The organism is Rhodococcus sp. BL-253-APC-6A1W, from assembly GCF_012843405.1.
Classification (GTDB): domain Bacteria; phylum Actinomycetota; class Actinomycetes; order Mycobacteriales; family Mycobacteriaceae; genus Rhodococcus.
In genome coordinates this window covers 21,020-46,323 of sequence record NZ_JABAFB010000007.1, presented here as the reverse complement: position 1 = coordinate 46,323, position 25,304 = coordinate 21,020, and the positions used below count along the sequence as shown (strand labels likewise).

Annotated in this window: 28 protein-coding genes, 1 tRNA gene and 2 pseudogenes; 12 read left to right on the top strand and 19 right to left on the bottom strand. The window is 67.7% G+C overall.

All coding sequences use genetic code 11. From position 1 onward, the window contains the following. Positions 1-48: 48 nt before the first annotated feature. Positions 49-411, bottom strand: a complete 363-nt coding sequence (locus HF877_RS12315; protein ID WP_169621468.1) for a GntR family transcriptional regulator — start codon at positions 409-411, stop codon at positions 49-51. A 48-nt stretch (positions 412-459) separates the two neighbouring features. Further along, positions 460-927, bottom strand: a complete 468-nt coding sequence (gene mscL / locus HF877_RS12310; RefSeq protein ID WP_169621467.1) for a large conductance mechanosensitive channel protein MscL — start codon at positions 925-927, stop codon at positions 460-462. A 123-nt stretch (positions 928-1,050) separates the two neighbouring features. Here mscL (HF877_RS12310) and arsC point away from each other — a divergent pair, with 123 nt between their 5' ends. Continuing rightward, positions 1,051-1,398 carry an arsenate reductase (glutaredoxin) gene (gene arsC / locus HF877_RS12305; RefSeq protein ID WP_169621466.1) on the top strand — a complete coding sequence of 116 codons (348 nt, stop codon included), beginning with the start codon at positions 1,051-1,053 and terminating at the stop codon, positions 1,396-1,398. 27 nt (positions 1,399-1,425) lie between these two features. On the opposite strand, the gene arcA is transcribed toward arsC, so the two are convergent. Further along, the gene (arcA, locus tag HF877_RS12300; protein ID WP_169621465.1) at positions 1,426-2,640 is read right to left on the bottom strand and encodes an arginine deiminase; all 1,215 of its coding nucleotides are present in this window, start codon (positions 2,638-2,640) and stop codon (positions 1,426-1,428) included. Between the two features lie 86 nt (positions 2,641-2,726). Here arcA and HF877_RS12295 point away from each other — a divergent pair, with 86 nt between their 5' ends. Further along, positions 2,727-3,212: an FABP family protein gene (locus HF877_RS12295; RefSeq protein WP_169621464.1), complete on the top strand. Its 486-nt coding sequence runs from the start codon at positions 2,727-2,729 to the stop codon at positions 3,210-3,212. Here HF877_RS12295 and HF877_RS12290 read toward each other — a convergent pair. After that, positions 3,172-4,047, bottom strand: coding sequence for an SDR family oxidoreductase (locus HF877_RS12290; protein WP_169621463.1), 876 nt, complete (start codon positions 4,045-4,047; stop codon positions 3,172-3,174). The genes HF877_RS12295 and HF877_RS12290 overlap by 41 nt on opposite strands. A 46-nt stretch (positions 4,048-4,093) precedes the next feature. Beyond that, positions 4,094-4,237: a hypothetical protein gene (locus tag HF877_RS12285; RefSeq protein WP_169621429.1), complete on the bottom strand. Its 144-nt coding sequence runs from the start codon at positions 4,235-4,237 to the stop codon at positions 4,094-4,096. A 156-nt stretch (positions 4,238-4,393) separates the two neighbouring features. Here HF877_RS12285 and HF877_RS12280 point away from each other — a divergent pair. Next, positions 4,394-4,779 (top strand): annotated as a pseudogene (locus HF877_RS12280) (dihydrofolate reductase family protein); the annotation flags it as partial. A 103-nt stretch (positions 4,780-4,882) separates the two neighbouring features. Here HF877_RS12280 and HF877_RS12275 read toward each other — a convergent pair. The 5 genes from HF877_RS12275 to HF877_RS12255 form a co-directional block, all read right to left on the bottom strand. Then, positions 4,883-4,958, bottom strand: a tRNA-Ala gene (locus tag HF877_RS12275). A 155-nt stretch (positions 4,959-5,113) separates the two neighbouring features. Further along, a complete protein-coding gene (glpR, locus tag HF877_RS12270; RefSeq protein ID WP_169621462.1) occupies positions 5,114-5,986 on the bottom strand; it encodes a gephyrin-like molybdotransferase receptor GlpR in 873 nt (290 codons plus the stop codon). Positions 5,987-6,221: 235 nt separating this feature from the next. Next, positions 6,222-6,857 (bottom strand): GNAT family protein, encoded by a 636-nt coding sequence (locus tag HF877_RS12265; RefSeq protein ID WP_169621461.1) that lies wholly within the window; start codon positions 6,855-6,857, stop codon positions 6,222-6,224. Further along, positions 6,857-8,122: a gephyrin-like molybdotransferase Glp gene (gene glp / locus HF877_RS12260; RefSeq protein ID WP_169621460.1), complete on the bottom strand. Its 1,266-nt coding sequence runs from the start codon at positions 8,120-8,122 to the stop codon at positions 6,857-6,859. Before glp ends, HF877_RS12265 begins: the two co-directional genes overlap by 1 nt. Positions 8,123-8,155: 33 nt before the next feature. Then, a complete protein-coding gene (locus HF877_RS12255) occupies positions 8,156-9,067 on the bottom strand; it encodes a UTP--glucose-1-phosphate uridylyltransferase (protein ID WP_169621459.1) in 912 nt (303 codons plus the stop codon). Between the two features lie 60 nt (positions 9,068-9,127). On the opposite strand from HF877_RS12255, the gene HF877_RS12250 reads away from it, so the two are divergent. The 4 genes from HF877_RS12250 (at position 9,128) to mscL (HF877_RS12235) (ending at position 11,553) form a co-directional block, all read left to right on the top strand. Then, positions 9,128-9,730: a 5-formyltetrahydrofolate cyclo-ligase gene (locus HF877_RS12250; RefSeq protein WP_169621458.1), complete on the top strand. Its 603-nt coding sequence runs from the start codon at positions 9,128-9,130 to the stop codon at positions 9,728-9,730. Between the two features lie 84 nt (positions 9,731-9,814). After that, entirely contained in the window at positions 9,815-10,135 is a 321-nt protein-coding gene (locus HF877_RS12245) for an FmdB family zinc ribbon protein (RefSeq protein ID WP_169621457.1), read from the top strand. Between the two features lie 95 nt (positions 10,136-10,230). Next, the gene (locus tag HF877_RS12240) at positions 10,231-10,953 is read left to right on the top strand and encodes an SAF domain-containing protein (protein WP_169621456.1); all 723 of its coding nucleotides are present in this window, start codon (positions 10,231-10,233) and stop codon (positions 10,951-10,953) included. A 165-nt stretch (positions 10,954-11,118) separates the two neighbouring features. Beyond that, on the top strand, positions 11,119-11,553 hold the full coding sequence (gene mscL, locus HF877_RS12235; protein WP_169621455.1) for a large conductance mechanosensitive channel protein MscL: 435 nt from the start codon (positions 11,119-11,121) through the stop codon (positions 11,551-11,553). Between the two features lie 85 nt (positions 11,554-11,638). Here the strand turns inward: mscL (HF877_RS12235) and HF877_RS12230 are convergent, their stop codons facing one another. The 7 genes from HF877_RS12230 to HF877_RS12205 form a co-directional block, all read right to left on the bottom strand. Further along, positions 11,639-12,277 (bottom strand): MspA family porin, encoded by a 639-nt coding sequence (locus HF877_RS12230; protein WP_169621454.1) that lies wholly within the window; start codon positions 12,275-12,277, stop codon positions 11,639-11,641. A gap of 53 nt (positions 12,278-12,330) precedes the next feature. Next, positions 12,331-13,080 (bottom strand): MspA family porin, encoded by a 750-nt coding sequence (locus HF877_RS12225; RefSeq protein ID WP_169621453.1) that lies wholly within the window; start codon positions 13,078-13,080, stop codon positions 12,331-12,333. A 578-nt stretch (positions 13,081-13,658) separates the two neighbouring features. Beyond that, positions 13,659-13,892 carry a hypothetical protein gene (locus tag HF877_RS21635; RefSeq protein ID WP_346765158.1) on the bottom strand — a complete coding sequence of 78 codons (234 nt, stop codon included), beginning with the start codon at positions 13,890-13,892 and terminating at the stop codon, positions 13,659-13,661. 4 nt (positions 13,893-13,896) lie between these two features. Next, a complete protein-coding gene (locus tag HF877_RS12220) occupies positions 13,897-14,394 on the bottom strand; it encodes a MogA/MoaB family molybdenum cofactor biosynthesis protein (protein WP_206037042.1) in 498 nt (165 codons plus the stop codon). Positions 14,395-14,479: 85 nt separating this feature from the next. Then, positions 14,480-15,751 carry a trypsin-like peptidase domain-containing protein gene (locus tag HF877_RS12215; RefSeq protein ID WP_169621699.1) on the bottom strand — a complete coding sequence of 424 codons (1,272 nt, stop codon included), beginning with the start codon at positions 15,749-15,751 and terminating at the stop codon, positions 14,480-14,482. A 158-nt stretch (positions 15,752-15,909) separates the two neighbouring features. Beyond that, positions 15,910-17,322, bottom strand: coding sequence for a HAMP domain-containing sensor histidine kinase (locus tag HF877_RS12210; RefSeq protein WP_169621451.1), 1,413 nt, complete (start codon positions 17,320-17,322; stop codon positions 15,910-15,912). Next, positions 17,319-18,008, bottom strand: a complete 690-nt coding sequence (locus tag HF877_RS12205; RefSeq protein WP_169621450.1) for a response regulator transcription factor — start codon at positions 18,006-18,008, stop codon at positions 17,319-17,321. The genes HF877_RS12210 and HF877_RS12205 overlap by 4 nt, the downstream gene beginning before the upstream one ends. 90 nt (positions 18,009-18,098) lie before the next feature. Here HF877_RS12205 and HF877_RS12200 point away from each other — a divergent pair. The 3 genes and pseudogenes from HF877_RS12200 to HF877_RS12190 all read left to right on the top strand — a co-directional run. Beyond that, positions 18,099-18,288, top strand: a pseudogene (locus HF877_RS12200) (hypothetical protein); the annotation flags it as partial. Next, positions 18,246-18,503, top strand: coding sequence for a 30S ribosomal protein S18 (gene rpsR / locus HF877_RS12195; RefSeq protein ID WP_072699716.1), 258 nt, complete (start codon positions 18,246-18,248; stop codon positions 18,501-18,503). The pseudogene HF877_RS12200 and the gene rpsR, both read left to right, overlap by 43 nt. Before the next feature lie 544 nt (positions 18,504-19,047). Beyond that, the gene (locus HF877_RS12190; protein WP_169621698.1) at positions 19,048-19,974 is read left to right on the top strand and encodes an AEC family transporter; all 927 of its coding nucleotides are present in this window, start codon (positions 19,048-19,050) and stop codon (positions 19,972-19,974) included. Positions 19,975-19,984: 10 nt separating this feature from the next. On the opposite strand, the gene HF877_RS12185 is transcribed toward HF877_RS12190, so the two are convergent. Next, on the bottom strand, positions 19,985-21,769 hold the full coding sequence (locus HF877_RS12185) for an ABC transporter ATP-binding protein (RefSeq protein ID WP_169621449.1): 1,785 nt from the start codon (positions 21,767-21,769) through the stop codon (positions 19,985-19,987). Further along, a complete protein-coding gene (locus HF877_RS12180; RefSeq protein WP_169621448.1) occupies positions 21,766-23,490 on the bottom strand; it encodes an ABC transporter ATP-binding protein in 1,725 nt (574 codons plus the stop codon). The genes HF877_RS12185 and HF877_RS12180 overlap by 4 nt, the downstream gene beginning before the upstream one ends. A 61-nt stretch (positions 23,491-23,551) precedes the next feature. Here HF877_RS12180 and HF877_RS12175 point away from each other — a divergent pair, with 61 nt between their 5' ends. Beyond that, positions 23,552-23,953 carry a hypothetical protein gene (locus HF877_RS12175; protein ID WP_169621447.1) on the top strand — a complete coding sequence of 134 codons (402 nt, stop codon included), beginning with the start codon at positions 23,552-23,554 and terminating at the stop codon, positions 23,951-23,953. Between the two features lie 158 nt (positions 23,954-24,111). Beyond that, complete coding sequence (locus tag HF877_RS12170; RefSeq protein WP_169621446.1) at positions 24,112-25,299, top strand: MFS transporter; 1,188 nt, start codon at positions 24,112-24,114, stop codon at positions 25,297-25,299. The last annotated feature ends 5 nt before the right edge of the window (positions 25,300-25,304 follow it).

Here is a 25,304-nt window from a genome sequence, read left to right as displayed (position 1 = left end):
CCAGGCACTTCTGCCGGGGTTTACCAACCCGACATCACGAAAGAAACGTCAGCCGGCGCGGAGCGCTGCGTGTACCAGCGCCAGGACTTCTTCGTCGGACACCCCGAGCGCACGGACGGTGGCCACGTATTCACTCGTCGCGCGCTGGGCTCCGATACGCGTGGGGTCTCCGTTCGCCGCGACGAATGTGCCGCCCCGGCCCTTCGTCTCCAGTACGCCGGATTGCTCGAGTTCACGGTAGGTCTTCGCCACCGTATTGGGCGCGATCCCGAGGGTCTCTGCGAAGCCGCGAACGGTGGGCAATTTCGTGCCGGAGATGAGGTCGCCGCGGTGAACGAGCTCGACGATCTGTCGGCGCAGTTGCTCGAAGGGCGGGACCGCCGAGTCGTGGTCGATGACGATATCGAGCATCTTGGCAGGTTAGCAGCGCTTCCCTGCCGTCACGGCCACAACGGAAAGCTAACCGGCGTTCACCCTCGTAGCGCCCCTCGGCGACGTGTTGCCGTCCTGCTCGAGCGAATCGTCACCACCCTGCCTGTACGTGCCCGTCTCGAGCAGGTCGCGGATCTGGATCAGCAGATCCGTCTCGCTCAGGGGTTCGTCCTCGGGTTCCTTGTCCGGCGCGAAGCGGGCCTTGGCAAGGTTGACCGGAAGAATCAGGACGAAGTACACGACCGCGGCGATGATGAAGAAGTTGATCCCCGCCGCGATCACCGCACCGATGTCGATGAAGGTGGCGTCGTTCGACGCGATGACCCGGAACCCGAAACCCATCTCGTTGTCGCCACCGACTGCTGCGATGAGCGGGTTGATGATGTTCGAGGTGAATGCGGTCACGATCGCGGTGAACGCGGCGCCCACCACCACCGCGACGGCGAGTTCGATGACGTTTCCGCGCAGCAGAAAGTCCTTGAAGCCTTTGAGCATGTGTCCCGCACGCCTTTCCGATGATCCCGTGTGGACGGGAGTGACCGCGGAATCGTAGAGCGCCGCGGCGACGGCGCCCAAACCGGCAGCTCCCGGGGACGGGCGACAGTGCAGAATCGAGCCATGGCAACCCACGCGACGATCTATCACAATCCCCGGTGCAGCACGTCCCGGAACACCTTGAAGCTGTTGCAGGAATCGGGCATCGAACCCACTGTGGTGAAGTACCTGGACACTCCGCCCTCACGCGAGGAACTGACGACGCTGCTCGCCGACGCCGGACTGAAGCCCAGCGAAGCGATCCGGTCCAAGGAAACGCTGTACAAGGAACTCGGCCTCGCCGGCGCGAGCGAGGACGACCTGCTCACGGCGATGGTGGAGAATCCGATCCTCATCGAGCGGCCGCTGGTGGTCACCGACAAGGGCACCGTTCTGGCCCGCCCGGTGGACCGGGTACGCGACATCATCTGACGAGACGGCCGACGGCCGGCCCGGGAGCTACACGGGTGCTCGCGACAGCGGGCACGACATGCATCGCGGGCCGCCGCGGCCGGATCCCAGCTCCGACCCGGCGATCCGCAGCACTTCGATGCCGGAATCCTCGAGCCGGGTGTTCGTCTCGACATTGCGTTCGTAGGCGACGACCACTCCCGGCGCCACGGCGAGGGTGTTGTTCCCGTCGTCCCACTGCTCGCGCTCGGCCACCACGGCGTCCAGACCGGTGTCGATCACCCGGATCTTCTCGATCCCCATCGCGTCGGCCGCAGCCTCGAGGAACGGCCGGGCGCCCGATATCCGGACTCCACCGTCGCCTGTGCTGCGAATCGTGAATGCCTGCAGAGATTCCCGAATCGCCGGATACATGACCACCGCGTCGACATCGACCATCGTGCACACGGTGTCGAGGTGCATCGACGCGCGCTGCTGCGCGATCGGCACCGCGAGCACAGTGTGCGCAATTCCGTCTTCGAAGGCACTGCGCGCGAGAGCTTCCGCCCCCGCAGGGCTGGTGCGTTCCCCCACGCCCACGGCGATGACACCGGGTGCCGGTAACAGCACGTCCCCACCCTCGACCGGAGCGGTGTGCGATTCGTAGGCGCGGCGCACACCGAGGAATTTCGGATGGAACGCGTAGATGAGATCGGTGAGATTCGTTTCCCGGCGCCTCGCGGGCAGCGCGAGCGACGGGATTGCGACGCGCGGGCCGATCCAGAACGAGGAATCGCGCGTGAAGAGCAGGTTGGGCAGCGGCTCGATCGCGAAGTCGGCGCCGTGATGCATCATCCGCACCAGCGACGGCGCGACGTCCATGCCTTCGGCGGGAAGCTCGTCGAACGTCATGCCGGCGATGAGTATCCGGGCGAGGTCCGGGGCCGGCACCCCTCGTAGATGCCCCGCGAGTTCTTCCGCCAGTGGGTGCCCGAGACGACGCGGGTCGACGGCACTGGAAATACTTTGGACCCGCGCGGCCCCGCTCACCTCGAGGGTCTCGGTGAGGAGGTCGGCCAGCAGCAGGACCTCGACACCGCGACTACGCAACAGTTCGGCGAATGCGTCGTGTTCTTCCTGCGCACGTGCCACCCACGGCAGGGCATCGAACAACAACTGGTCGTTGTTCCGAGGTGTGAGCCGCTCGAGTTCCGCGCCGGGCCGGTGCAACATCACCGCCCGGAGCGCACCGACTTCGGAATCGACACCCCACGGAGCATTCATGCTCCGAATCTAGCGAGTGCGGGCGGGTTCGGCTCGGCCGGTGAGAGGATCACACGAACGTGTCGTCGCAAGCAGGAGGCCAGCCCGTGTCAGAGTCCGCGTCCCCAGACTCCCCCGATCCGCTGGGTGAACTGGCACCGTTCGCCGGTCGGTGGACCGGTGCGGGGGAAGGCCACTACCCCACCGTCGACGACTTCGCCTACGTGGAGACGATCGAGCTGAATCCGTTGCCCGGCAAGCCTTTTCTGATGTATGTCAGCCGCACGAAACATCGCGACGACGGACGTCCGCTGCACACCGAAAACGGCTACCTCCGGCGGTCGGGCGGCGACATCGAGTTTCTCGTCTCGCAGCCCACAGGCTTCGTCGAAATCCAGCGTTCTCAGCTGTCACACGGGGTGCTCGACTTCACACCGGTGGTGTTCGAGCGGTCACCGGATGCGAAACCCGTCCGAGAGCTCAGGCGGAGGTTCGTACTCGACGGAGACACGCTGCGGTACGACCTCTGGATGGCACACGCCGACACTCCCCTCACCCACCATCTGCGCGCCGAGCTGCGGCGCGAGGGGTGACGACCCGCCGGAAGTAGTCGTTGGCCGCCTGCATGACCAGGTTGTAGGGGGCCGCGAACTTACGGGCCCACCAGTATCCGAATCGCGTGTCGAACGAGGTGTAGACGAGGAACCGGTTCTTCTTGATACCGGTGACGATGCACGCGGCCACCTTCTCGGGCGAGGCCGCGTGCTTGACGAAGCGTTGCGTGATCTTCCGGACCTCGGGACGGTCGCGATCGACACCCACGATCTGGACGCTGTCGACCAGAGGTGTGCGCACCGCGCCCGGGACCACGAGAGACACCCCGATCCCGTTGCGCTTGAGGTCGAACCGCAGCACCTCCGACACCCCGCGCAGCCCGAATTTGCTCGCGCTGTACGCGGAATGCCACGGCAGCGCGAGCAGTCCGGCGGCGGAGGAGACGTTGACGAGATGCCCGCCCCGTCCGGCTTCCATCATCGGCGGCACGAAGCTCTCGATCACGTGGATGGGACCCATGAGATTGACGTCCACCATCAATTTCCAGTGCTTGTGCTCGAGCCGGTCGACGGTCCCCCACACGGACACCCCCGCCACGTTGGCGACGATGTCGAGCGCTCCGCACCGCGAGTGGACGTCGTCCGCGAAAGCGGCCACCGCGTCGTAATCCGCGATGTCGAGCGCAGCCGAATGAAGTACGACGCCTCCGTCGTCCCTGACCTGCCGGACCACTGCTTCGAGGCCGTCCGCGGCCACGTCGGTGAGGACGAGTTCGGCTCCCTCACCGGCGGCGTGGAGTGCCAGGGCGCGCCCGATTCCGCTCGCTGCGCCGGTTACCAGAAACTTGGTGCCGCGCAGGTCCTTGATCGCCATGGCGACACCCTAACGGCCATGGCGGCATTCGGTGCCGAGTCGATGATCAGAGGCGCTGTGCCATTTCCTCCTGGTACTGCTGGATGGTCCGTTCGATAGTCGTGCAGTCGTCGGTGCGACCTTCGCTGCGCGCGAGGTCTGCGCGTTCGCGCAGCACGCGGATGGCGCGGCGAAGCTCGTCATCACTCATCCTCTGGTCCATGGATCCAGTCTGAACGTTGGGGCACCACCACGCCAGCGGTCGGGTGTTGCGATTCGCCGGGTGTTCGGACGAGCCGGAGTGAATTCGTACGAGAAGGCGGCTCGCGACACACTAGATTCGGGGACCCGAGCAGAGGAGATCGTCGGCCGGCACGTCTTCGACATGACGGACGGCTGGGACGGGGTGCCTCCGAGCGGTGTCGACCACGTGGTCGTCGTGACCCATCGGGCGGCGCCCGAGGGTTGGGACCCGCGGCGCCGTTTCGCTTCGTCGAGGGCATCGAGGCCGCTGTGGCCGAGGCGCAGGAACTTGCGGGTGACCGCGTGGTCGAGGTTGCCGCCGGCGAGGTCGGTGGCCAGGTGTTTGCCGCGGGCCTGGTCGACGAGGTGCGCATGGACGTCGTCCCCGTCGTGTTCGGGACCGGCAAGCGTTACTTCGGGTCGGTCGACGCGCAGCGCCTTCTGGAAGATCCTGACGTGGTGATCCGGGGCAACGGGGTGCTCCACGTGCGCTATCGGGTGCGCCGCTGATCGATCCGAGCGAATGTGGGACGAGTCCCCTGCGGACCTGGGCACGGGGATACGAAAAACCCTGCCCACCGATCACGGGAGCAGGGTTGGAACTTCGACCAAATGGTGGAGCTGAGGGGAATCGAACCCCTGACCTCTTCGATGCGAACGAAGCGCGCTACCAACTGCGCCACAGCCCCGTAGGTTCCTGACGGAACCGACTCGGAAACCTTAGCAAACCTCCCCACCCAAAACGAAATCGCGCCATCGGCACAGGTAGGGCACCTTTTCTTGCGCAACAGGCACACAGCGGAAGGCCCGCACCGACGCGGTGCGGGCCTTCTGTGCGTTCGGGTTACTGCCCCGCTGCGCGCGGGACGAAGTAGTCGCGGGGACGTTCGTCGTAACCGTGCTCGTCATAACCGTGCTCGGCGTAACGGGGCTCCTCGTAGCCCGGGTCGATGTGACCCGAGTCGTCCACGTAGTAGCCGAGGTGGTCGAAATCCGGGTCTTCGTCGTCGATTTCGAGGACCACGGCCCCCCGCCGGCGCAGACGCTCGGGGACCAGCCGGAGTGCTTCGTCGGTGCGCGACTCGACGCCGAACCGTGACCGGTGCAGACGCGCCAGCCGGCGACGGCGGATCTCCTGCTCGAGCTGTACTTGGCGGCGGAGGTAGAAGAGGTAGCCGACGAGCGCCGCGGTCCCAGCGCCGCAGATCCACCACATCACCGACGACACGGTGAGCGCCAGCGCTGCGCTGAGGATCGCGGCGATCAGCAAGGCAAGGACCGTGCGCTGACGCGCGTCGTAGCGTTGCGCACTGGCCACGGCATCGGCGTGCGGGTCGAATCCGCCCCGGCCGCGGCGCTGCGGCACGAAGTCGCGTGCGGGCGCCCGTCCGGGACGGCGGGTACGTGCGAAATCGTCGTCCGAAGAGAAGTCTTCGTCGGTGTCTGTTCCGGGCCTGTCCTCGAGGTCTGTGTCCATGCGGTCCTCCGCTGGGTGTCCGTGCGCGTGATCACGACTCGGACGCCAGTTCGGGTCGCTGCGATGCCCGGCAGCCGGCCCACGGGGGGCGATCGGCTCGTCGTCACCGCGATGCAGAACCCGTGTCGCGAGCGCGGCGTCGGTCGTCTGCCGGATCCGTGGACGCTTGGTGACCAGCATGGGCACCAGAACGAACAACCACACGGCAACAAGCCCTATCCACAGGAGTGAATTCGGCATCCGGCGGCCCTCCTCCCAGTCGTCACCTGCTAGTCCGTCGGCGCCACCGACCTAACTCAGGCTAGCGGCATGTACACGATTACCCGTAGAGAAACGCCGACTCAGGCGACTACTGCTGCCACTCGAGTCACGCACTCCCACAGGACACATTGTTCACTCTAGTCACAGAATTCACCGGAAGCCTGAGGATTATCACTCAGGTTCGGAGTTACATTTGTTACACCGGTCGGAGGTTTCAAGACCACGTCGCGCGGCCACCCCGAACCAGGCGGTCGGACACCGAACCGGGAACCTCTTCGACGGTCATCGCCACCAGCATGTGGTCACGGAATCGGCCGTGCACGTCGAGATACCGCTGGAGCAGGCCTTCTTCGCGAAATCCGACGTTCTGGAGTACGGCGCGACTGGCAAGGTTCTCCGGACGGACGGTCGCCTCGACCCTGTGCAGACCCACGGGTCCGAAGCAGTGATCCAGCCCCAGCGCAACGGCCGCGGTGGCGACACCGAGACCGTTGACGTCCTTCTCCACCCAGTAGCCGATCCACGCAGAGCGCAGCGCCCCGCGCACGATGTTGCCGACCGTGATCTGTCCGCAGAAGCGCCCGTCGAGTTCGATGGCCATCGGGATCATGTGTCCCCGGTGCGCTTCGGCTCGCAGACTCCGGTACAGGCCGGGCCACACCGAGATGTGGTGCCGCATGTCCCACGGGGACTCTCCGGTGGGCTCCCACGGTTCGAGGTGCTCGCGGTCTCGCATCCTCAGCCGACTCCACGCTGCCGCATCGCGCAGTTTGAGCGAGCGCACGGTGACGAGACCGCCCGCCACCCGCAACGGCCCCAGCCGGGCCGGCCACCCGGGATGTCGCGACATCAACCGCGCTGCCCGAGGAACGCCACGTCCACCCGGTCGCCGGCGCGCACCTCGGAGGTTTCGGGTTCCACGATCACCAGGCAGTTCGCCTCGGCGAGCGTCGCGAGGAGATGCGACGACGCGCCCGCAGCACCCCCGAGTGCCTGAACGAGATACTCCCCGGTCGCCTCGTCGCGCAGCAGTTGCCCGCGGAGGTACCCCTTCCTGCCGGGGATGGAGGTGATGGGGGCGACGGTGCGAGCCGCCACGATGCGGCGCATCGGCTGTCGCCGTCCGAGCGCGATACGAATGAGCGGCCGGACCATCACCTCGAAGACGACGAGCGCACTGACGGGGTTCGCCGGCAACAGGAACGTCGGGACCTCGTCGCGGCCGAGTCTGCCGAAGCCCTGGACCGACCCGGGGTGCATCGCAACCCGTTCCACTTCGAGGTCACCGAGATCGGACAGGGCTTCCCTGACGTCTTCGAGGGCACCGCCGCCCACCGCTCCGGCGATCACCACGATCTCGGCACGGATCAGCTGACCTTCGACCACTTCGCGGAGTCGCTTGGGGTCGGTACTCGCGATGCCGACCCGGTTCACGTCCGCCCCGGCGTCGCGTGCCGCGGCCGCCAGCGCATACGAGTTCACGTCGTATACCTGCCCGGGGCCGGGGGTGCGCTCGACGTCGACGAGTTCTCCACCGACGGAGATCACCGAGAGCCGGGGCCGGGGATGGACGAGCACTTTGTCGCGGCCGACCGCGGCGAGCAATCCCACCTGCGCGGCACCGATGATCGTGCCGGCGCGCACCGCGACATCACCGGGCTGCACGTCGTCACCGGTGCGGCGGACGTAGTCGCCCGAGCGCACCGTTTTGAGCACCTTGATACGGGCGGTCCCCTGATCGGTGTAGTCGAGCGGCAGGACCGCGTCCGCCAGTGTGGGCAGCGGAGCACCGGTGTCCACGCGGACGGCCTGGCGGGGCTGCAACCGAATGGGCTGCCGCGAACCTGCGCGCACTTCACCGACGACGGGCAACACCACGTCGTCGGGTCCGTCGTCCTCTCCCGACTCCGAGGACCGGCCCTCCGCGAGCCGCACATCGACGCTCCGCACGGCGTAACCGTCGATCGCGGCCTGGTCGAAGCCGGGTAGCGGCCGCTCTGTGACCACTTCTTCTGCGCACAGCAAACCCTGCGCTTCCGAAATGGCCACCCGGACCGGCCGGGGTGCGACTGCTGCCGCCGTCACCCTGGCCTGTTGATCCTCAACCGACCGCATACCGCTTCTCGACCTCCAGCCAGGTGCCGCCTGTCACTGTTCCAGGCGCTCGATCAGCCACTCGCGCAGCGAGGGACCGTACTCGTCCGTGTTCAACGCAGAGTCAACCGCAGCGCGAAGGTACCCGCCGGGATTTCCGAGGTCGTGTCGGGTGCCACGATGCACGACCACATGGACGGGGTGACCCTCGGCGATCAGCAGGGCGATGGCGTCCGTGAGCTGGAGTTCTCCGCCTGCGCCGGGCTCGATGCGACGCAGTGCGTCGAAGATCGCCCGGTCGAGCAGATAACGGCCGGCGGCGGCGAAGGTGGAGGGGGCGTCTGCGACATCCGGCTTCTCGACCATGCCGAGGACCTTGAGCACGTCGGGGTTGACGGCATCGGGAACGATCTCGACGTCGAAGACGCCGTACGCGCTCACCTGCTCCTTCGGCACGTCGATCGCGCACAGCACCGAACCGCCGCGCTTGGCACGCACACGCTGCATGATCTCGAGGACACCGACGGGCAGCACGAGGTCGTCGGGCAGCAGCACGGCGATGGCTTCTTCGTCGTCGTCGAGCGCTGCTTCCGCGCACGCCACCGCGTGGCCCAGACCGAGCGGCTTCTCCTGGATCACCGACTCGACTTCGAGCAGGCCCTGCGCCTTGCGCACCTTCGCGAGCAGTTCGTACTTGCCCTTTTCTTCGAGCTTCGACTCGAGAACGAGGTCTTCGACGAAATGCGCGACGACACCGTCCTTACCGGGCGCGGTCACGATCAGCAGGCGCTCCGCGCCGGATTCGGCCGCTTCGCCCGCCACGAGCTCGATGCCCGGGGTGTCGACCACAGGAAGTAGCTCCTTGGGGACCGTCTTCGTTGCGGGGAGGAACCGCGTACCCATGCCCGCCGCCGGGACAACCGCGGTCTTGAAGCGCCACGCCGCGCCGTCCGTTTTGTTCGTCATAGACTCCCACCCTAACTTCGGCCAACCGATCGGTGGCCCCGTGATCTTAAGGCGACCCGCATGGCCCGCACTTCCAAAGCACTCTGGCGTACCCGGATTATCTCCGCGCGACACCGCGTAGAAAGCGATCTTCGCCACGTCGAAGACGAAGCACTCGCGCGCACGGCCGCATCCCTGGCCCCCGCAGGCTCGACGGTCTGCGCGTACGTTCCCGTGGGTTCGGAGCCCGGTTCGACAGCGCTTCTCGACGCGCTGGTCGCCGCCGGTGTCACCGTCCTCGTGCCGGTGACCCGCGAGGGGTCGGCGCTCTCGTGGGCGGAGTATCGCGGCGAGTCTTCGCTGGTCGCTGCGAGTTTCGGGCTACGGGAACCCGCCGGCAACGTACTTCCGCCGGAGACGGTCGGCGACGCGCACACGGTGCTCGTACCCGCACTCGCTGTCGACGTCCGAGGCGTGCGACTGGGCCGGGGCGCGGGCTTCTACGACCGGACTCTCCACTTGGCGTCGCCCGAGGCGAGGATCGTCGCCGTCGTACGCGACGACGAACTTGTCACAGAGCTCCCCGAGGATCCTCACGACATCCGCATGGGCTGGGCACTCACCCCGGAGAAAGGGCTGGTACGCCTCGGTGCGGGCAACCGTGCGGAACAACACACCCGCTAGCGTTGTTGGCACTGTCGGCGATAGAGTGCCAAAGCTGCGGTCTGACGAATACCGCGGTACGACGAACTGGCGGAGGATCAAGCGGTGCCCACCTACTCATATGCCTGCACGGCGTGCGACAACAAGTTCGACATTGTGCAGTCGTTCAGCGACGCTTCCCTGACCGAGTGCCCGGAGTGCAGCGGCAAGCTGCGCAAGCTGTTCAACTCGGTCGGCATCGTGTTCAAGGGCAGCGGCTTCTACCGCACCGACTCCCGCAGCGGCAGCACTGCAAGCGAGAGCGCGAAGAGCGACTCGAAGTCGAGCACCTCCGAGTCGGCCCCGGCTGCCTCCTCGTCGAGCTCTTCCGCGACGAGCACGTCGTCGGCGAGCACGTCCTCGACCCCAGCCGCCGCAGCGAGCTGATCGGGGTTCTCCCCAGGCGCCCTGCACATCCCCAGGACGCCGGGCACACCTCTTCGCGAGACCGGCGGGCAGATCCGAACGCATAGCGTCGGCACATGCCCGTCGGTCCGTTGTCGTTTCCGCCCCGGTTCACTCCACCCGGGCGCGGCCGTCCGTCCGGCCCTTCCTCGCTCCAGCCGACCCTTCCCGACCGGATTGCCGAACGATTCCGGCCGGGCTGGGCACGTGCGGGTACCGCCCGGAAAGTGGGTGCAGGAGTTCTCGCCGTTCTCGCGACAGTCCTTGCGCTGCGCGGTGATCCGGATACCGAACGCGTGCCCGTCCTCGTCGCCGCACGGGACCTGAGCCCGGGGCGAGCACTCACCGCCGACGACCTCACCCTCTCCGAACGCGACGCCTCCGGTCTCGCCGCAGGTTCACTCACCGACCTCGCGAATGCCGTGGGCCACACGCTCGCCGGCCCCGTGCCCGCCGGGGAAACCCTCGTCGACGCCCGTCTGGTGGGGCCACGCCTCGCGTCGGCGGCCACCGGCGTCCAGGACGCGCGTGTGGTCCCGATCCGCCTCGCGGACGCCGGGGTGGGCGAACTTCTCCGCGAAGGCGACCTCGTCGACGTCGTGACCGTCGCGGGTGCGACGGACGCCGCGGTGCCCGACGCGCACGTCCTCGCGAGGGGTGCGATCGTCGTGCTGGCCCAGCGCGCCGACTCGGCGCGCGATCGGAACGAGCGGGTGATTCTGGTTGCCCTCGAACCGGATCAAGCCACGGCTGTCGCCGCCGCGTCGCTGGTCAGTGCCTTGACGGTGACGCTGCACTGAGCCCGCGGGCCGGTCCCGGACTGTCGGCGCACCCGAGTGCGGTCGGCACCGAACTGCCTGAGACGGCCATACCGAACGCCCGGCCGGTTTATCGTCAGCCTGTGGATGTGATCCACCGCACGTGCCCGCGCTCGTCGCCGGAACCCTTGCACGAAGGAGAGCACCATGCTCAAAGGCTTCAAGGACTTCCTCCTCCGAGGAAACGTCCTCGATCTTGCTGTCGCGGTGGTCATCGGAGCCGCATTCACCGCGATCGTCACCGCATTCACCACGTTTGTCATCGAGCCTCTGATCGCCGCGCTCGGCGGCGACAACGACTTGGGCTGGGGCTTCCAGATCGTCGCCGACAATCCGGCAACCTTCATCAATGTGGGTGCGGTGATCACGGCCGCGATCAACTTCATCATCATCGCCGCGGTCGTGTACTTCGTGCTCATCCTTCCCGCCAACGCAGCGAAGAAGAAGTTCGTCAGCGAGGAGGCGGACAAGGAGGCGAGTGCCGAAGATCTGCTCATCCAGATCCGCGACATCCTCGAGGCACAGGCAGGCCAACCGGGCCAGGGCGGCGCACACACCCGGCCCACACCTGATCGTCCTTAGCTCTCTTGCACGAAAAAGACTGGGCCCACTCGGATTCCGAGTGGGCCCAGTCTGTGGTGCGGTTCGGCAGGTGCCGGACGTCTACTTAGACGGTCCAGACCTCACCGTAGGTGGTGACGTTGTCACCGTTTGCGGTGATCGCCCGGACGAACGGACGGACCTGGACAGCGCCGAGGACACCGGAGGCGGTGCCGTGGACGTTGGCGAACTGAACGGACTTGAAGTCACCGTCGAACTCGCCCTCGGCGACGACGAGCTCCTCGATGCCCGGAGCCGGGGTCAGCTCGAGCTCGGCGTATGCCTGCGGGAGGACGTCGGTGACCGTCGCCTCGACCACATCAGTGGGGTTGAGGCCGAGCTCGAGGCCCGGGGTGGAGTAGGTGACGCCGATGGCGCCGTCGATGCTGCCGGCCCATGCGAACTGGTAACCGAACTGGAAGGTGGTGCCCTCCGCGTCGGCTGCACCCTCACCGAGGATGTTGGCGGTGCCGCGGCCGTTGTGGAAGAACTCGCGGTTGAACGGGCTGCCGCCGAGGGCCGGGGTGCCCTGGATGAAGGTGTCTTCCTGCGTCACCACGACCTCGAGGCCGTCGGAGACGATGCGGTTCTGATCGTTGACCTCGGCCGAAGCGGCGCCCGAGGCACCGAGGACCAGACCGAGAACGGCGGCACCGGCCACAGTGGCGTTACGGGCGGCCTTGAAGCCACGCGACTTGATTCCCATGATTACTCCGTTTTTGGTGGTGGGTACTACTGGTGGGATGGGCAGTGCCGGACTCAGAGGGTCCAGACCTGGCCGTAGGTCGTGACGTTGTCGCCGTTGGAAGTGATGGCGCGCACGAAGGGGCGAACCGAAACCTGGCCGATGACGCCGGTGGCCGCACCGTGAACGTTGGCGATCTGGACTTCCTTGAAGTCGCCGTCGAACTCGCCTTCGGCGACCACAATTTCTTCGATGCCGGGGGCCTGCGACAACTCGACGGTGGCAGTTGCTTGCGGGAGAATGCTCCCCACCGTGCCGGTCGCGGTCTCTGTGAGCTTCACCGCGGGAATCTCGTTACCGTCATCATCCAGAATGGGGTTCCCGTCTTCGTCGCGGAGCGTGATGGGATTCCCTTCTGCGTCCTCGACTACCTCGTACTTGGAGGTCAGCTTCGCCGAAAGGCTGGGGCTCGACCAGTTGAACCCGATCGCACCGTCTACCGACGCCGACCATGCGACCTGGTAACCGAACTGGAAGGTCGTGCCCTCGAAATCTGCAGCGTCGGGGCCGACGATGTTGGCGAGGCCACGGCCGTTGTGGAACCACTCACGGCTCAGGGGGCTTCCACCGATCGGGGGCACACCCTCGATGAAGGTGTCCTCCTGCGTGACGATCACTTCGTTACCGTCGGAGACGATCCGGTTCTGATCGTTGACCTCGGCGCCTGCAGCACCGGTCGATCCGAGAACCAGACCGGCCACGGCGGCCGCCGCCACCGTGGCGTTGCGGGCGGCTCTGAAACCGCGTCGCGTCTGAATCTTCATGAATGCCTCATCCGTTCTCTGCGTACCGGGTGGCGCACCCGCGTCCGGCACTGCTGGTCGCCCTCGTCGCCCGCGAAGGCGTTCTCCACACCGAACGCACCGCCGGAGTACCCGCCGGTGCGTTCGGTGCGTCAATCGTCCACACGGTTTTGCGTTACCGATTCGAGATCGAAGAGCCGGTGTGTGAGACCTCTCCGCGACCTGATCGAACCTGAGAGGGAGATTAGACCGTGACCTTTCGCGGGGCAACGGCTAGAGATTCACGCGAGCCGGACATTCGGGGCTGTGAGCCCGTCGCTCCACGAGGCTTTCTGTACTCGCGCCCACAACGGGCGAATGTGACAGCGTTCTCGCGCCTGCCGGACAGGCGAGTCCGGGCGAGAATGCGTTTCAGCAGGTGAGAGTGGGGATTCCCCGAGCAGGCGGCGCAGAAACCTCCCGGGATTGTGTCGGGGGGCACAGGATCTGCCTGGTGGTGAACGAGGACGCGAACCGAACGGAATGTTTCGGGAACGTTTCGTTGCCGCCTGTAACGGGTTCATCTCAGAGCAAGGTTAGGCTTGCCAACGTGAGGTAGATCACACATGTCCGTGGTGTGGAGGCACTTGCTGACGCAGCCATTCGTCGGAATCGCGCCCACCTTCTCGCCTCTCCTCCCCTCCGCCCCGTTCGTCACGGGTGGTCTCGGGAAGCACGTCGCCGAAGATGCGCGCGAGCCGCGCCCGGTCGATCCGGGCGCGGCTCGGGGACGGTGACGCAGGCCGATCGGCTGCGTTGTCGGCGGGGGTCCCGCACGACTCGTCGTTCGAAATGGTCCTACTCCTCCACTCGCGAGAATTCCTGAATCACATGTGCCGCCAGCGGCAGCAACGTCGCCATGCCGTCCCTGATCGCGGCTCGCGACGACGGCAGGTTGGCGACCAGCGTCGAGCCGGACACCCCCACGAGCCCGCGCGACAATCCGGCATGCACATTGCCGGACGCCAGACCGGACGCACGTAGCGCCTCGGTGATGCCGCGGATCTCGTGATCGAGGACGTCGGCCGTGGCGTCGGGAGTCACATCACGGGGCATGACACCGGTGCCACCCACCGAGATCACCAGATCGACACCGCCGATCACGGCGGTATTGAGTGCATTGCGGATCTCGACCTCGTCTGCCGCGACCGTAACCACACCGTCCACCGCGTACCCGGCTTCCACCAGCAGCTCGGTGACGAGCGGACCGGCCGCGTCGGGGCTGTCCCCGTGGGATACCCGGTCGTCGACGATGACGACCAGGGCGCGGCCGATTCTCAGGTCTTCGAGTTCCATGACACCCACGGTAGTTCGCGGCTGCGGCGGACGCGCTGCATGCGCGGAATTGTGAGCTATGTCCATTTTTCGGCTCCTCGCCGCTCTACCCCGACGTCGTTTCGACATCGACGGTGTTCTGGTTCCCGTTCGCATCCTGGTAGGTGATCTTCACCGTCTCGCCAGGAGCATGCGAACGGATCGCCGCGATCAGCGCATCACCGTCGGTGATGACCCGATCGTCGACCTTGACGATGAGAGAGCCGGCGGGAATTCCCGCACGCTCGGCAGGCCCGCCCGCGACCACTTCGGCGACACGCGCGCCGTTGTCCTGGCTCTGGGACGGCACCTGGACGCCGATGACGGCGTGCTGCGCCGTCCCGGTATCGATCAGTTGATCGGCGATACGACGAGCCTGGTTGACGGGGATGGCGAAGCCCAGCCCGATCGATCCGGACTGCGACCCGGCCGTGGCGATCGCGGTGTTGATCCCGACGAGACGCCCCTCCATGTCGACGAGCGCGCCGCCCGAGTTCCCCGGGTTGATCGCGGCGTCGGTCTGGATCGCGTCGATGACCGAACTCTGGTTACCCGTCTGCCCACTGGTGGACACCGGCCGTTCGAGTGCGGAGACGATGCCCGCGGTGACCGTGCTCTCCAGCCCGAGCGGTGAACCGACGGCGACGACTTCCTGTCCCACCTGGATGTTGTCGGAGTTGCCCAGTTCGATCGGGGTGAGATCGTTGCGGCCCTCGGTCCGGATCACGGCGATATCGGAGACGGCATCGGCCCCTTCGATCGTCGCGGGAGCCGAGGTGCCGTCGGAGAAGTACACCGTGAGCTGTCCTCCGCCGCCCGCACCCTCGACGACGTGGTTGTTCGTGAGGATCAACCCATCCGAGGAGAGAACGACGCCCGAGCCTTCACCGCTGCTGTTGCGACCCATCACCTCGATCCGCACCACACTCGGCACCACTTTCTGGGCGACCGCCTGGACGCTGCCCTCGGGTGCCTCGACGACCGTGACGTTCTCCTCCGCGGGCGTATCGAGCGAGTTGACCACCGCGGTACCGCCACCGGAATCCTTGACCGCCCACGCGCCTACTGCCCCACCGATGCCGCCACTGACGATCGCGAGTGCGATCGCGCCGACCGCCAGCGCCGAACGGCCGGGCATACGCCCCGTGCCCCGGGTCTGCTGTGGGTACGGCCCCTGTGGATACGGGCCGGTGGGCTGACCCGGGCCGTACGGCCCCGGCGACTGGCCCGGGCCGGTAGCGCCCGTCGGTTGCGCCGGCCCGTACGGACCGGTGGGCTGCCCTTGCCCATAGGGGTGCGGTTGCGGCGAACCTTCGCCGCGGGTGGGGTCATCGTTCATGGTCATCGCCTTCATCCGATTCGAGCACCAGGACGAGCGTCCGGTCGCCCGAAGCGCGGTGGCGCTTCGGCGTCCGCTTCCCAGGATGGACTGCTCATCTGAGAACCGGCTTAATATTCGGCTCCTAAATCCCTGTCAGTTCGCGACGGCCCGGTCCGCTACGCCCGGTCGGTCCCGGTGTCGTCACCGAGATCGGGGGTTCCCGGCAGCACAATGCGGATCAGCGCCCCACCTCGCTCCGAACGGTCGACGGCGATGGTGCCGCCGTGCTTCATGACGATCTGCCGGACGATGGCCAGGCCGAGGCCCGAGCCCGGCATCGAGCGAGCGCTCGTCGCGCGGTAGAAACGCTCGAAAACCAGTTCGCGTTCTTCTTCCGGGATGCCTGGGCCGGCGTCGTCCACAGTGATTTCCATCAGGCCGGGGCCGATCTGCCGCATCCGCACGAACACCTCTGCTCCGGCGGGACTCCATTTCGCCGCGTTGTCGAGGACGTTGACCATCGCTCGGGTGAGTGCGGCGTGGTCGCTGAACACGTACCACGGCTCGGTGACCGCGGTGAAGACCACGTCGGTCCGTCGTCGTCGTGCCCGCTCGAGACTCCGATCGACCACCTCCGCGATGTCCACGGCCTCGAACACCGCCTCCGGCGCGTCCTCGCGCGCAAGATCCACCAGGTCCCCGACCAGCGTGGACAACTCTTCGATCTGCCCGACGACGTCTTCGCGAAGCTCTGCCATGTCCTCGGGGGGCAGACTCCGCGCACCGGGTCTACTGGCCGCGATGAGCAGTTCCATGTTGGTGCGCAGCGAGGTCAGCGGCGTTTTCAGCTCGTGTCCCGCATCCGCGACCAGCCTGCTCTGCCGTTCGCGCGACTCGGCGAGCGCCCGCAACATCATGTTGAAACTCTCGGTGAGCCTCGCCAGCTCGTCGTGTCCGCTCACCCGGATCGGCCTCAGGTCGTCGGTGCGCGCGACCCGCTCGGCGGCGGCCGTCAGCCGCGCGACCGGTCTCAGGCCCGTCCGGCCCACGGTCGCTCCCACGGCCGCGGCCAGCACGACGCCACACCCACCGACGACGAAGAGCACACTCGCCATCCGGTTCAGCACTTCCACGGTGGGCCGCAGCCGTTGTGCGATGACCACCGTGCTGCCGCCGGGCATGCGCTGGGCGAGGACGCGTTGCTGGTCGACCGTCCGTAGCGACGACTCGCGCTCGCCCTCCGCCACGGCCAGCTCCGGTTCGCCGATCGGTACCGACGATCCGGGCGGGACGTACCGGCTCAGGTCGCTGTAGATCAGCGCGACGCTGATGTCGGAACTGTAGAGTTGGGCGCCACCGATGTATCGCGGGTCGTAGGTGATGAGCGTGCTCGACTCGACCAGCGCCTCGGCGCGGGCACGTAGCTGCTGATCGACGTCGGAATACAGCGCGCGGGCGACGACGGCATATGCGGCGATCGAGGTGACCGCCACGGCGAGGGCGACAGCGCCGGCCGCGAGCAGTGTGACGCGGGTGCGCAGGGGCACCGACCGCGTCAGCAGCATCGGCGGCCGCATCTTGGACTTCATGGTGCGGTCTCGCGCAACACGTACCCGACACCGCGCACGGTGTGGATCAGGCGGGGTTCACCCCCGGCCTCGGTTTTCCGGCGCAGGTAGCCGACGTAGACCTCGAGAGCATTACCCGAGGTGGGAAAGTCGTATCCCCACACCTCCTCGAGAATCCGGCTGCGCGACAACACTCGTCGCGGGTTCGCCATCAGCATTTCCATCAGGGCGAACTCCGTGCGGGTGAGACTGATCCGGCGGTCGCCCCGGGTGACCTCGCGGGTCGCGGCGTTGAGTGTGAGGTCCTCGAACCGCATCGTCTCTTCGGCGGACGCATCGGGGTCCGGGGTGGCGCGGCGGAGCAGTGCCCGCAGGCGGGCGAGCAGTTCCTCGAGTGCGAACGGCTTGGGAAGGTAGTCGTCTGCTCCGGCGTCGAGTCCCGCCACCCGTTCGGAGACGGAATCTCGGGCGGTGAGGACGAGGATCGGCAGGTCGTCGCCGGTGCTGCGCAGACGCCTGCACACCTCGAGGCCGTCGACGCGCGGCATCATCACGTCCAGCACCATGGCGTCGGGCCGTGACGCCACGACGTGTTCGAGCGCCTCCTGTCCGTCCGACGCGAGGTCGACGGTGTATCCGTTGAAGCTGAGAGAGCGGCGCAGCGATTCCCGCACTGCCCGGTCGTCGTCGACCACCAAGATGCGCATGGTTCTCAGTGTGGACCGGACCGCTGAGAATTGACTGAGGGGCGTGCCGTGCGGCCGGAATCGTACTGCGGTCTGCCCTGCTCGTTGCGTCCGGTAAGATTGCTCAATCGAGACGCTGCGGACGGCCGCCCGCGCGGCCACCTGCGGAAGTTCGGGCTCTCACGAGGGCGTACGTGAAGTCGCCCACCGCGGGGAAATACCCGGCGTCCACAAAGTCGAGCTGGTGAGGAGCGAGATATGGCAGTCAAGCGAGGACCGTCCAAGAAGTCGCGTGCCGTAGAGGGACGCAAGCCCAAGAAGAATCCCCTCTTCGCGGCAAAGATCGATTACGTCGACTACAAGGATGTGAACCTGCTCCGCACGTTCATCTCCGACCGCGGCAAGATCCGCAGCCGTCGCGTGACCGGCCTGACCCCGCAGCAGCAGCGCCAGGTGGCCATCGCGGTGAAGAACGCGCGCGAGATGGCTCTCCTCCCCTACATCAGCAGCAAGTAGGCGCACGCCGCAGATTCCGACGACCGCCCCTTCCGTAGTCACGGGAGGGGCGGTCGTCGTATGCGCGGACGGTGTTCGGCGCCGACCCCACGTCCGAGCGGTAAATCGGGCAAACTGGGCATTATCATCGCCACACGGGTAAACCGCCTGCATTTCGCCCAAATTTCGGGAACTCCTGTTGGCACCTGGCCCGATTCCCGGATAGGTTTTTGTTCGCTGGAACGAATCGCACTGCCGGGGAGGACAGAGGATCGTTTCAGCGGAGTGCCCCCTATAGCGCGACGGCTCACCAGTCCCCACCGACACCGAGCCTTCCCGCGCATGACGACCGGGGGCATTCACCCCGTCCGCTGCCCCACTGGGGGCAGGCTGTCGGGGACACCCCGCCGACGGCGGGCTCACGCCCGCCGTCGGCGGCTCCACGTGCTCGCGCCCCCTGCCCCGGAGTTGCGGCAGCAGAACCGGACCGAACCGTTACCGGTGGTAACCTTTTTCGCCGGGCGTGACGCGCCCGGTGGAGAGCTTCGTACGAGTGGGTGAATCGGTGTCGGGCGTGGTCGCGGGGTTCACCGTCATCTTCGTCATCATCGCGATCGGATTCGTGCTGGGACGCCGGGGAACGCTGGGCGCCGAAGCGCAGACCGTACTCAGCCGGCTCGTATTCTTCGTGGCCACTCCCGCCCTCCTGTTCGACGCGCTCGCCACGTCCGACCTGGCGGTCATCTTCTCCCCGAACCTGTACGTCGCCGCGGCCACCGCGTTCGTCGTCGCCATCGCGTACTTCGTCATCGCAGCCCTGTGGCTGAAACGTTCCGTACCCGAACTCACCATCGGCGCACTCTGCGCCGGGTACGTCAATTCCGCGAACCTCGGAATCCCCATCGCGGTGTTCGTTCTCGGCGACGCCTCGTTCGTCGCGCCCCTGCTGCTCTTCCAGATCGTGGTGCTCTCCCCTATCGCCCTGACGATGCTGGATCTGTCGACCATGCGTGCCGGAGCGTCCAGACTCGACACCCTCACGGCCCCGTTCAAGAACCCCATCGTTCTCGCGGGTGCCGCCGGACTCGCCGTCGCGGTCAGCGGCTGGACGGTGCCCGCGGCGATCCTGCAACCGTTCCACCTGCTCGGGGGAGCCTCGGTGCCCGGCGCGCTGCTCGCGTTCGGACTGTCGCTGCAGGGCGTGCGAGTGCTCGAGAAGGGTACGAGCCCGCGACGGGACGTCGCACTGGCGTCGGTGCTCAAGATCGTCGTGCAACCGCTGCTCGCGTACGCGATGGGCCGCTACCTGCTCGGACTCGACGGGCACGCGCTGTTCGCCGTCGTCGTGGTCGCGGCCCTCCCCACCGCCCAGAACGTCTTCGTCTACGCGAGCGCGTACGGGCGCGGAATGGTCCTCTCGCGCGACGCGGCGCTCGTCACTACCCTCGCCTCGATACCCGCGATCGGCATCGTCGCGAGCCTGCTGACCTGAGCGGCGGCCGTCAGGAACGCCCGCGCGACCACGCCTCCCACAACCGGGCGTACCGACCGCCGCGGCGCACCAACTCGTCGTGGCTGCCCTCCTCGACGATGCGTCCGTCGTCCATGATCACGATCCGGTCCGCTGTGGCGGCGTGGCTGAGCCGGTGCGCGACGATCAGCGCCGAACGCCCCCGCAGCGCTTCCTCCGCCGACCGCTCCAGTTCGTCGGCTCCCGCCGATCCGGCGTCGGCGGTGGCCTCGTCGAGAATGACGAGGGCCGGATCGAGCAGGATCACTCGCGCGAGTGCGAGCTGTTGTTCCTGCATAGGGGTGAGGACGTGCCCGCCCGACCCGACTTCGGTATCGAGGCCGTCCGGAAGCCGCGACACCCAGCCCGCCGCGCCGATCCGTTCGAGCACCGCGGAGAGTCGCTCGTCCGATGCCTCCGGCGCAGCCATCCGCAGGTCGTCACGCACCGAGCCGGAGAACACGTGGACCTCCTGCGTCAGGAGAGCGATCTCGCGGGTGCGCCGGTCGTCACCGAGCCGGTCGATCGGGACACCGCCGAAGGTGACGCTCCCGGCCGTCGGGGGATGCACCCCGGCAACGACCGACGCGAACGTCGTCTTTCCTGCTCCGGATGCGCCGACGAGAGCGACATGCTCGCCGTCGGCGATGGTCAGGTCGACGCCGTGCAGTATTTCCGGTCCCGACTCGTAGCCGAATCGCACTCCGCGGGCGACGACTTCGCGGCCCGTAGGCTGCGGCAGCTCCTGTCCCGTGGTGCCGGTCTTCTCGTACTCTTCGCACTCCTCGATGAGCCCCGCGATGCGCGAGAGCGACGCGAGGCCGCTCTGCAGGTCGTCCATGACGAGGAGCAACTGCCCCATGGGACCGAACAGCCGCAGGAAGAACAACATCGCGGTGGTGGTGACGCCGACGGTCACAGCATCCCGGTCGACGAGCACGAAACCAACCAGCAGGATGGACGCCATCCCGAGGAACTCGGCAAGATTGATGCGGCCGAACAGGCGGTTGACCACGATCCGCGCGCGCAACTCCCAGCGCGCGACCCACCACGAGTGCTCGTCGATCGGTCGCGCGAGACGAGGCCCGAGGTCGAACGCGTGCACGGTCGCCAGCCCACGGATGCCGCCGAGCACGTGGTGCGCACGCTCCCCCATGGCCACCCGCGACTCCCGGTACACCGGTGGCGCGTCGCGCGTGTACATCCGGGCACCGATGTAGTGGACGGGCAGCACAACGATCAGAACGAGGAGGAACCGCCAGTCGAGTGCGGCGAGGCCGAACATTGTCAGCACCACCGTGAACAGCGCACCCGAGATGGCAGGTGCGGCGGTACGGATGGCCGAGCCCACCTGGGAGACGTCGTCCGTGGCACGCGAGACCAGGTCGCCGCTGCCCGCCGACTCGATGCGCGAGAGCGGCAAGCGCATCGCAGCGGTGAGCATGCGTTCTCGCAACCGGGCCAGCCCGGTTTCGAACAACCGGGAGGTCAGGACGAGTCCGAATCCGCCGAGAGCCGCGGCGGCGACGGTCCCCGCGACCATGGCGGCTGCGAGCCACGCGATGTCGCCGAGGTCGCCGCCCTCGAGCACCACGTCGACCGAACGTCCCATCGCCCACGGGGTGACGAGCCCGGCCGCCGCCCCGAGGACCAGAACCACGAGGACAGCACAGGTCTCGCGGCCTTTCCCGGCGAACGACGCGCGGGCGATGCGTACCGTGCCGCGGGCGTCGGACGTGCGGAAACGTTCGCCGGCGCGGGAGGTGGTTGCGGTCATGGCTGCTCCTGCTTCGGAACCGACGGCATCGCGGACCCGGCCGGCAGGCTCAGGATCTCGTCGGCGACGGCGGTGAACGCCGGTGATCGGGTGAACACGATCGTGGTGTGACCGCGCCGCGCTTCCGGCAGGCGTTCGGCGATCGTCGCCTCGGTGACGGAATCGACGGCGGTCGTCGGATCGACGAGCACCAGCACGTCGACCGGGGACGCGAGCGCCCGTGCCAGGGCGACCCGCTGTCGCTGCCCGCCGGAGAGCAGCCTGCCGGCCTCCCCGACCGGAGTGTCGAGACCCGCGGGCAGCACCCGCGCGACGTCGTCGCACGCCGCGGCGAACACCGCCCGGGTCACGCGTGCATCGGCATCGGCCGCGTCCGGCGGGATCCCCGCGGCGATGTTCTCGAGGATTGTGCCTTCGAACAGGTGCGACGCGTGGGGCACGACACGCAGGCTGCGCCGCGCGGCGCCTGCTCCGAGTTCGGCCAGGTCCACACCCCCGACCAGCACCCGGCCCTGTTCGGGGAGGTGCACTCGCGACAGCACGGCGACGAGGTCCGCGGTGGCGTCGGCATCGGCCCGGACCACCACGAATGCTCCTTCCGGGACCGTGGCGGTCAGGGCGCGCACGTGTCCGGCGGTGAGGCAGTCGAATTCGACGGTGGCGCGGCCGTCGGTGTCGCGATCACCCACAACGACGGCGGCCGGAGCCTGGAGGATGCCGAGCACACGCTCGGCCGATGCGACCGCCGATGCCCACGCGGCGCCCATGCTGGTGCCGAGCGCCGCGAGTGGACCCATGATCACCTGGGTGACACCGACGACGGTGATCAGCTGGCCGACGGTCAGCGAACCGGTGACCGCCATCGCACCGGCCGCGATCGCGACCCCGGCGACGAGCATCCCGGAGACGAGTTCCATGGTCGCGACATAGGCCCCTTCCGCCCGTGCCGAGCGCAGCACACCGTCGAGCGCGCGCGTGCTGGCCGACAGGTAGCGGCGGGACGCCTCGCCGTCGGCTCCGATTCCTTTGACCACGCGGATACCGGAGACCAGGTCGGTGGCCGTCCCGGCGGCCGTACCCGCGACCTTCTGTTCTTCGAGGCTGCGCCGGCGCAGCGGACCGGAACCCTTGTCGAGCAACCAGAGGATCAGCGGTGCCCCGGTCAGGATCGCGACGCCGAGCATCCACGAGGTGCTGAGCAGGACGACCCCACCGAAGAGGACTGCGGCGAGGTGACCCACGGGATACACCGCGACGGCGATCCCGCGCGCGAGTTGCTCGACGTCGGACGTCGCGATGTTGAGCGTCACGCCGGGCGCCTGCGGCGGCCCGCCCACACCGCGGACATCGAGGATGCGATCGGTGACCCGGGTCCGCAGGCGGTGCTGGACCGCGAGCATTCCGGCCTGCCCGATCCTGCCGCCGAAGCGGGCAGAGAACGACAGGACCACGAACACTGCCGCGAGCACGAGCAGCCACGCGACCAGAGCGCCGGCGTCGCGGGTGGCAACGGCGCGGTCGATGGCCTGCCCCATCACGACGGGCACGAGGGTCTCGCAGATCTGATGCACCGAGACGAGGACCGCGGCCGGGACGGTCCATTTCCGGGCGGCGAAGATCGTCCGCACCGTGAACTGCCGGGGCGTGGTCTGCGCGTCCACCCGGATCTCGGGCGTGGGCATGGCCTGCGCCGGCGGGTCGAACAGGACTGGCAGCCTCATGGTCCTCCGGGGAGTCGGTCGCGGCGAGGACCCGCCACGGGTGCGGGCTTAGGGTGACCGCATGCGTCTGATCGTCCTGCTCGCTTGTAGCGTTCTCGCCGTCGCCTGCGGATCCGGCAGCCATGACATTGAACCACTGCCGGAAATTGCTGTGCCGCAAGGGGCGACGGAGTTCACCGCGCGACCCGACATCGTCGACCCGCATCCGGTGCAGGTCCAGGGATGGTCACGTGCCGGAGACGACCGCATCGCCCTGCACTTCGAGACGGGAACGCCGGAATGCTACGGCGTGCACGCCACGATCACGGAGACCACCGACGCAGTGGGTGTCACGGTGCTCGGCGGCACCCTGCCCGAGGCTCGGGACCGCATGTGCATCATGATCGCCGTGACCGGGACGCTCGAGGTTCCGCTGGAGTCGCCGCTCGGAGACCGAGTCGTCACGGCGGGTGAGCCGCACTGACCACGTATCTCGACGACGTGACGCACACATCCCGAACACCTTACGGACGGTCGCCCCGACCGGCCCGAGCCGTCTACGAGGTACGGTGCCGGGCCGCATACCGTAGCGGCATGGCGATGTCGCTCACCCCGTCTCCCGCGGCGGCAGGCATCTGACCGATGTCCCACGCTTCCCGGATCGGCGTACCTCGCCATTGGCTGCTGTACCTGTGCACCGCGACCGCGCTGTTGCACGCGGCCTTCCAGTCGGTTCGTGTGCTCGTGTCGTACCGGATCCTCGCGCTCGGCGGCGATGCGACGACCATCGGCCTGGTCACCGCCCTGTACGCGATCGTGCCGTTGATCGCGGCGGTCCGGATGGGTCGTGCCGTCGACCGCGGTCACGCCACGATGATTCTGCGGATCGGGATCGTGGTGTCCACGCTCGGTGTCGGGCTCATCGCGGCAAGTTCGGGTCTGCTGGTGCTCGGCGCGGGCAACATCGTCCTCGGCTTGGGGCAGTTGCTCGTCACGGTATCCGGCCAGGCATTCGTCTCGATCCTGTCGCCGCCCGACCGGCTCGACCGAGGATTCGCCGGCATCACGCTCGGAGTCTCCGTCGGTCAGGCCGTGGGTGTGCCGGTCGCGGGAATCATCGCCGCCGGCCACAGCGCGGACGACGGCTATGTGGAGACCACGGGCGCGCTACTGGTGATGACGGCGATCTGCGCGGTGGCATTGCCGTTCGTGCTCGGCCTGCGGGAGCCGCCCGGTTCGGGGCGCACCGCCGACGACGGTGCACCCCAGTCGGTGCTCTCGATGCTCTCCACTCCCGGCATGAAACCGGCGATGCTGTCGAGTCTGATCGTCCTCGCCGCCGTCGACCTCGTGGTGGTGTACCTGCCGCTGCTCGGGGAGCAGTTCGGGTTCGGGGTGCTGCTCGTGTCGGCGCTGCTCACCGCGAGGACGCTCACGTCGATCCTGTCCCGCGCGCTGTTGCCGTGGGCGTTGCGGCACGTCGGCCGGCGCCGGTTGCTCATCTCCGCCACTGCGGGCACCGTCGTGCCGGTCGCGCTCATTCCGTTCCTGCCGAACCCGTGGCTCATCGCCGCGATGCTCGCGGTCTGCGGCGCGTTCTGGGGAGTCGGTCAACCACTCACGATGACCTGGGTCGTCGAACTGGTCGCCCCCTCCGACCGAGCCTCCGCGCTGGCGGTCCGGCTCACCGGCAACCGCCTCGGCCAAGTGCTCGTCCCCGTCGCCGCCGGCGGGATAGCCGGAATCGCAGGGGTGGCGTCGGTCTTCTGGGTGACCGCAGCACTGCTGTCCGCCGCGGCCACCTCGACGTGGCGGGCCCTGCGAACCTGACCCGC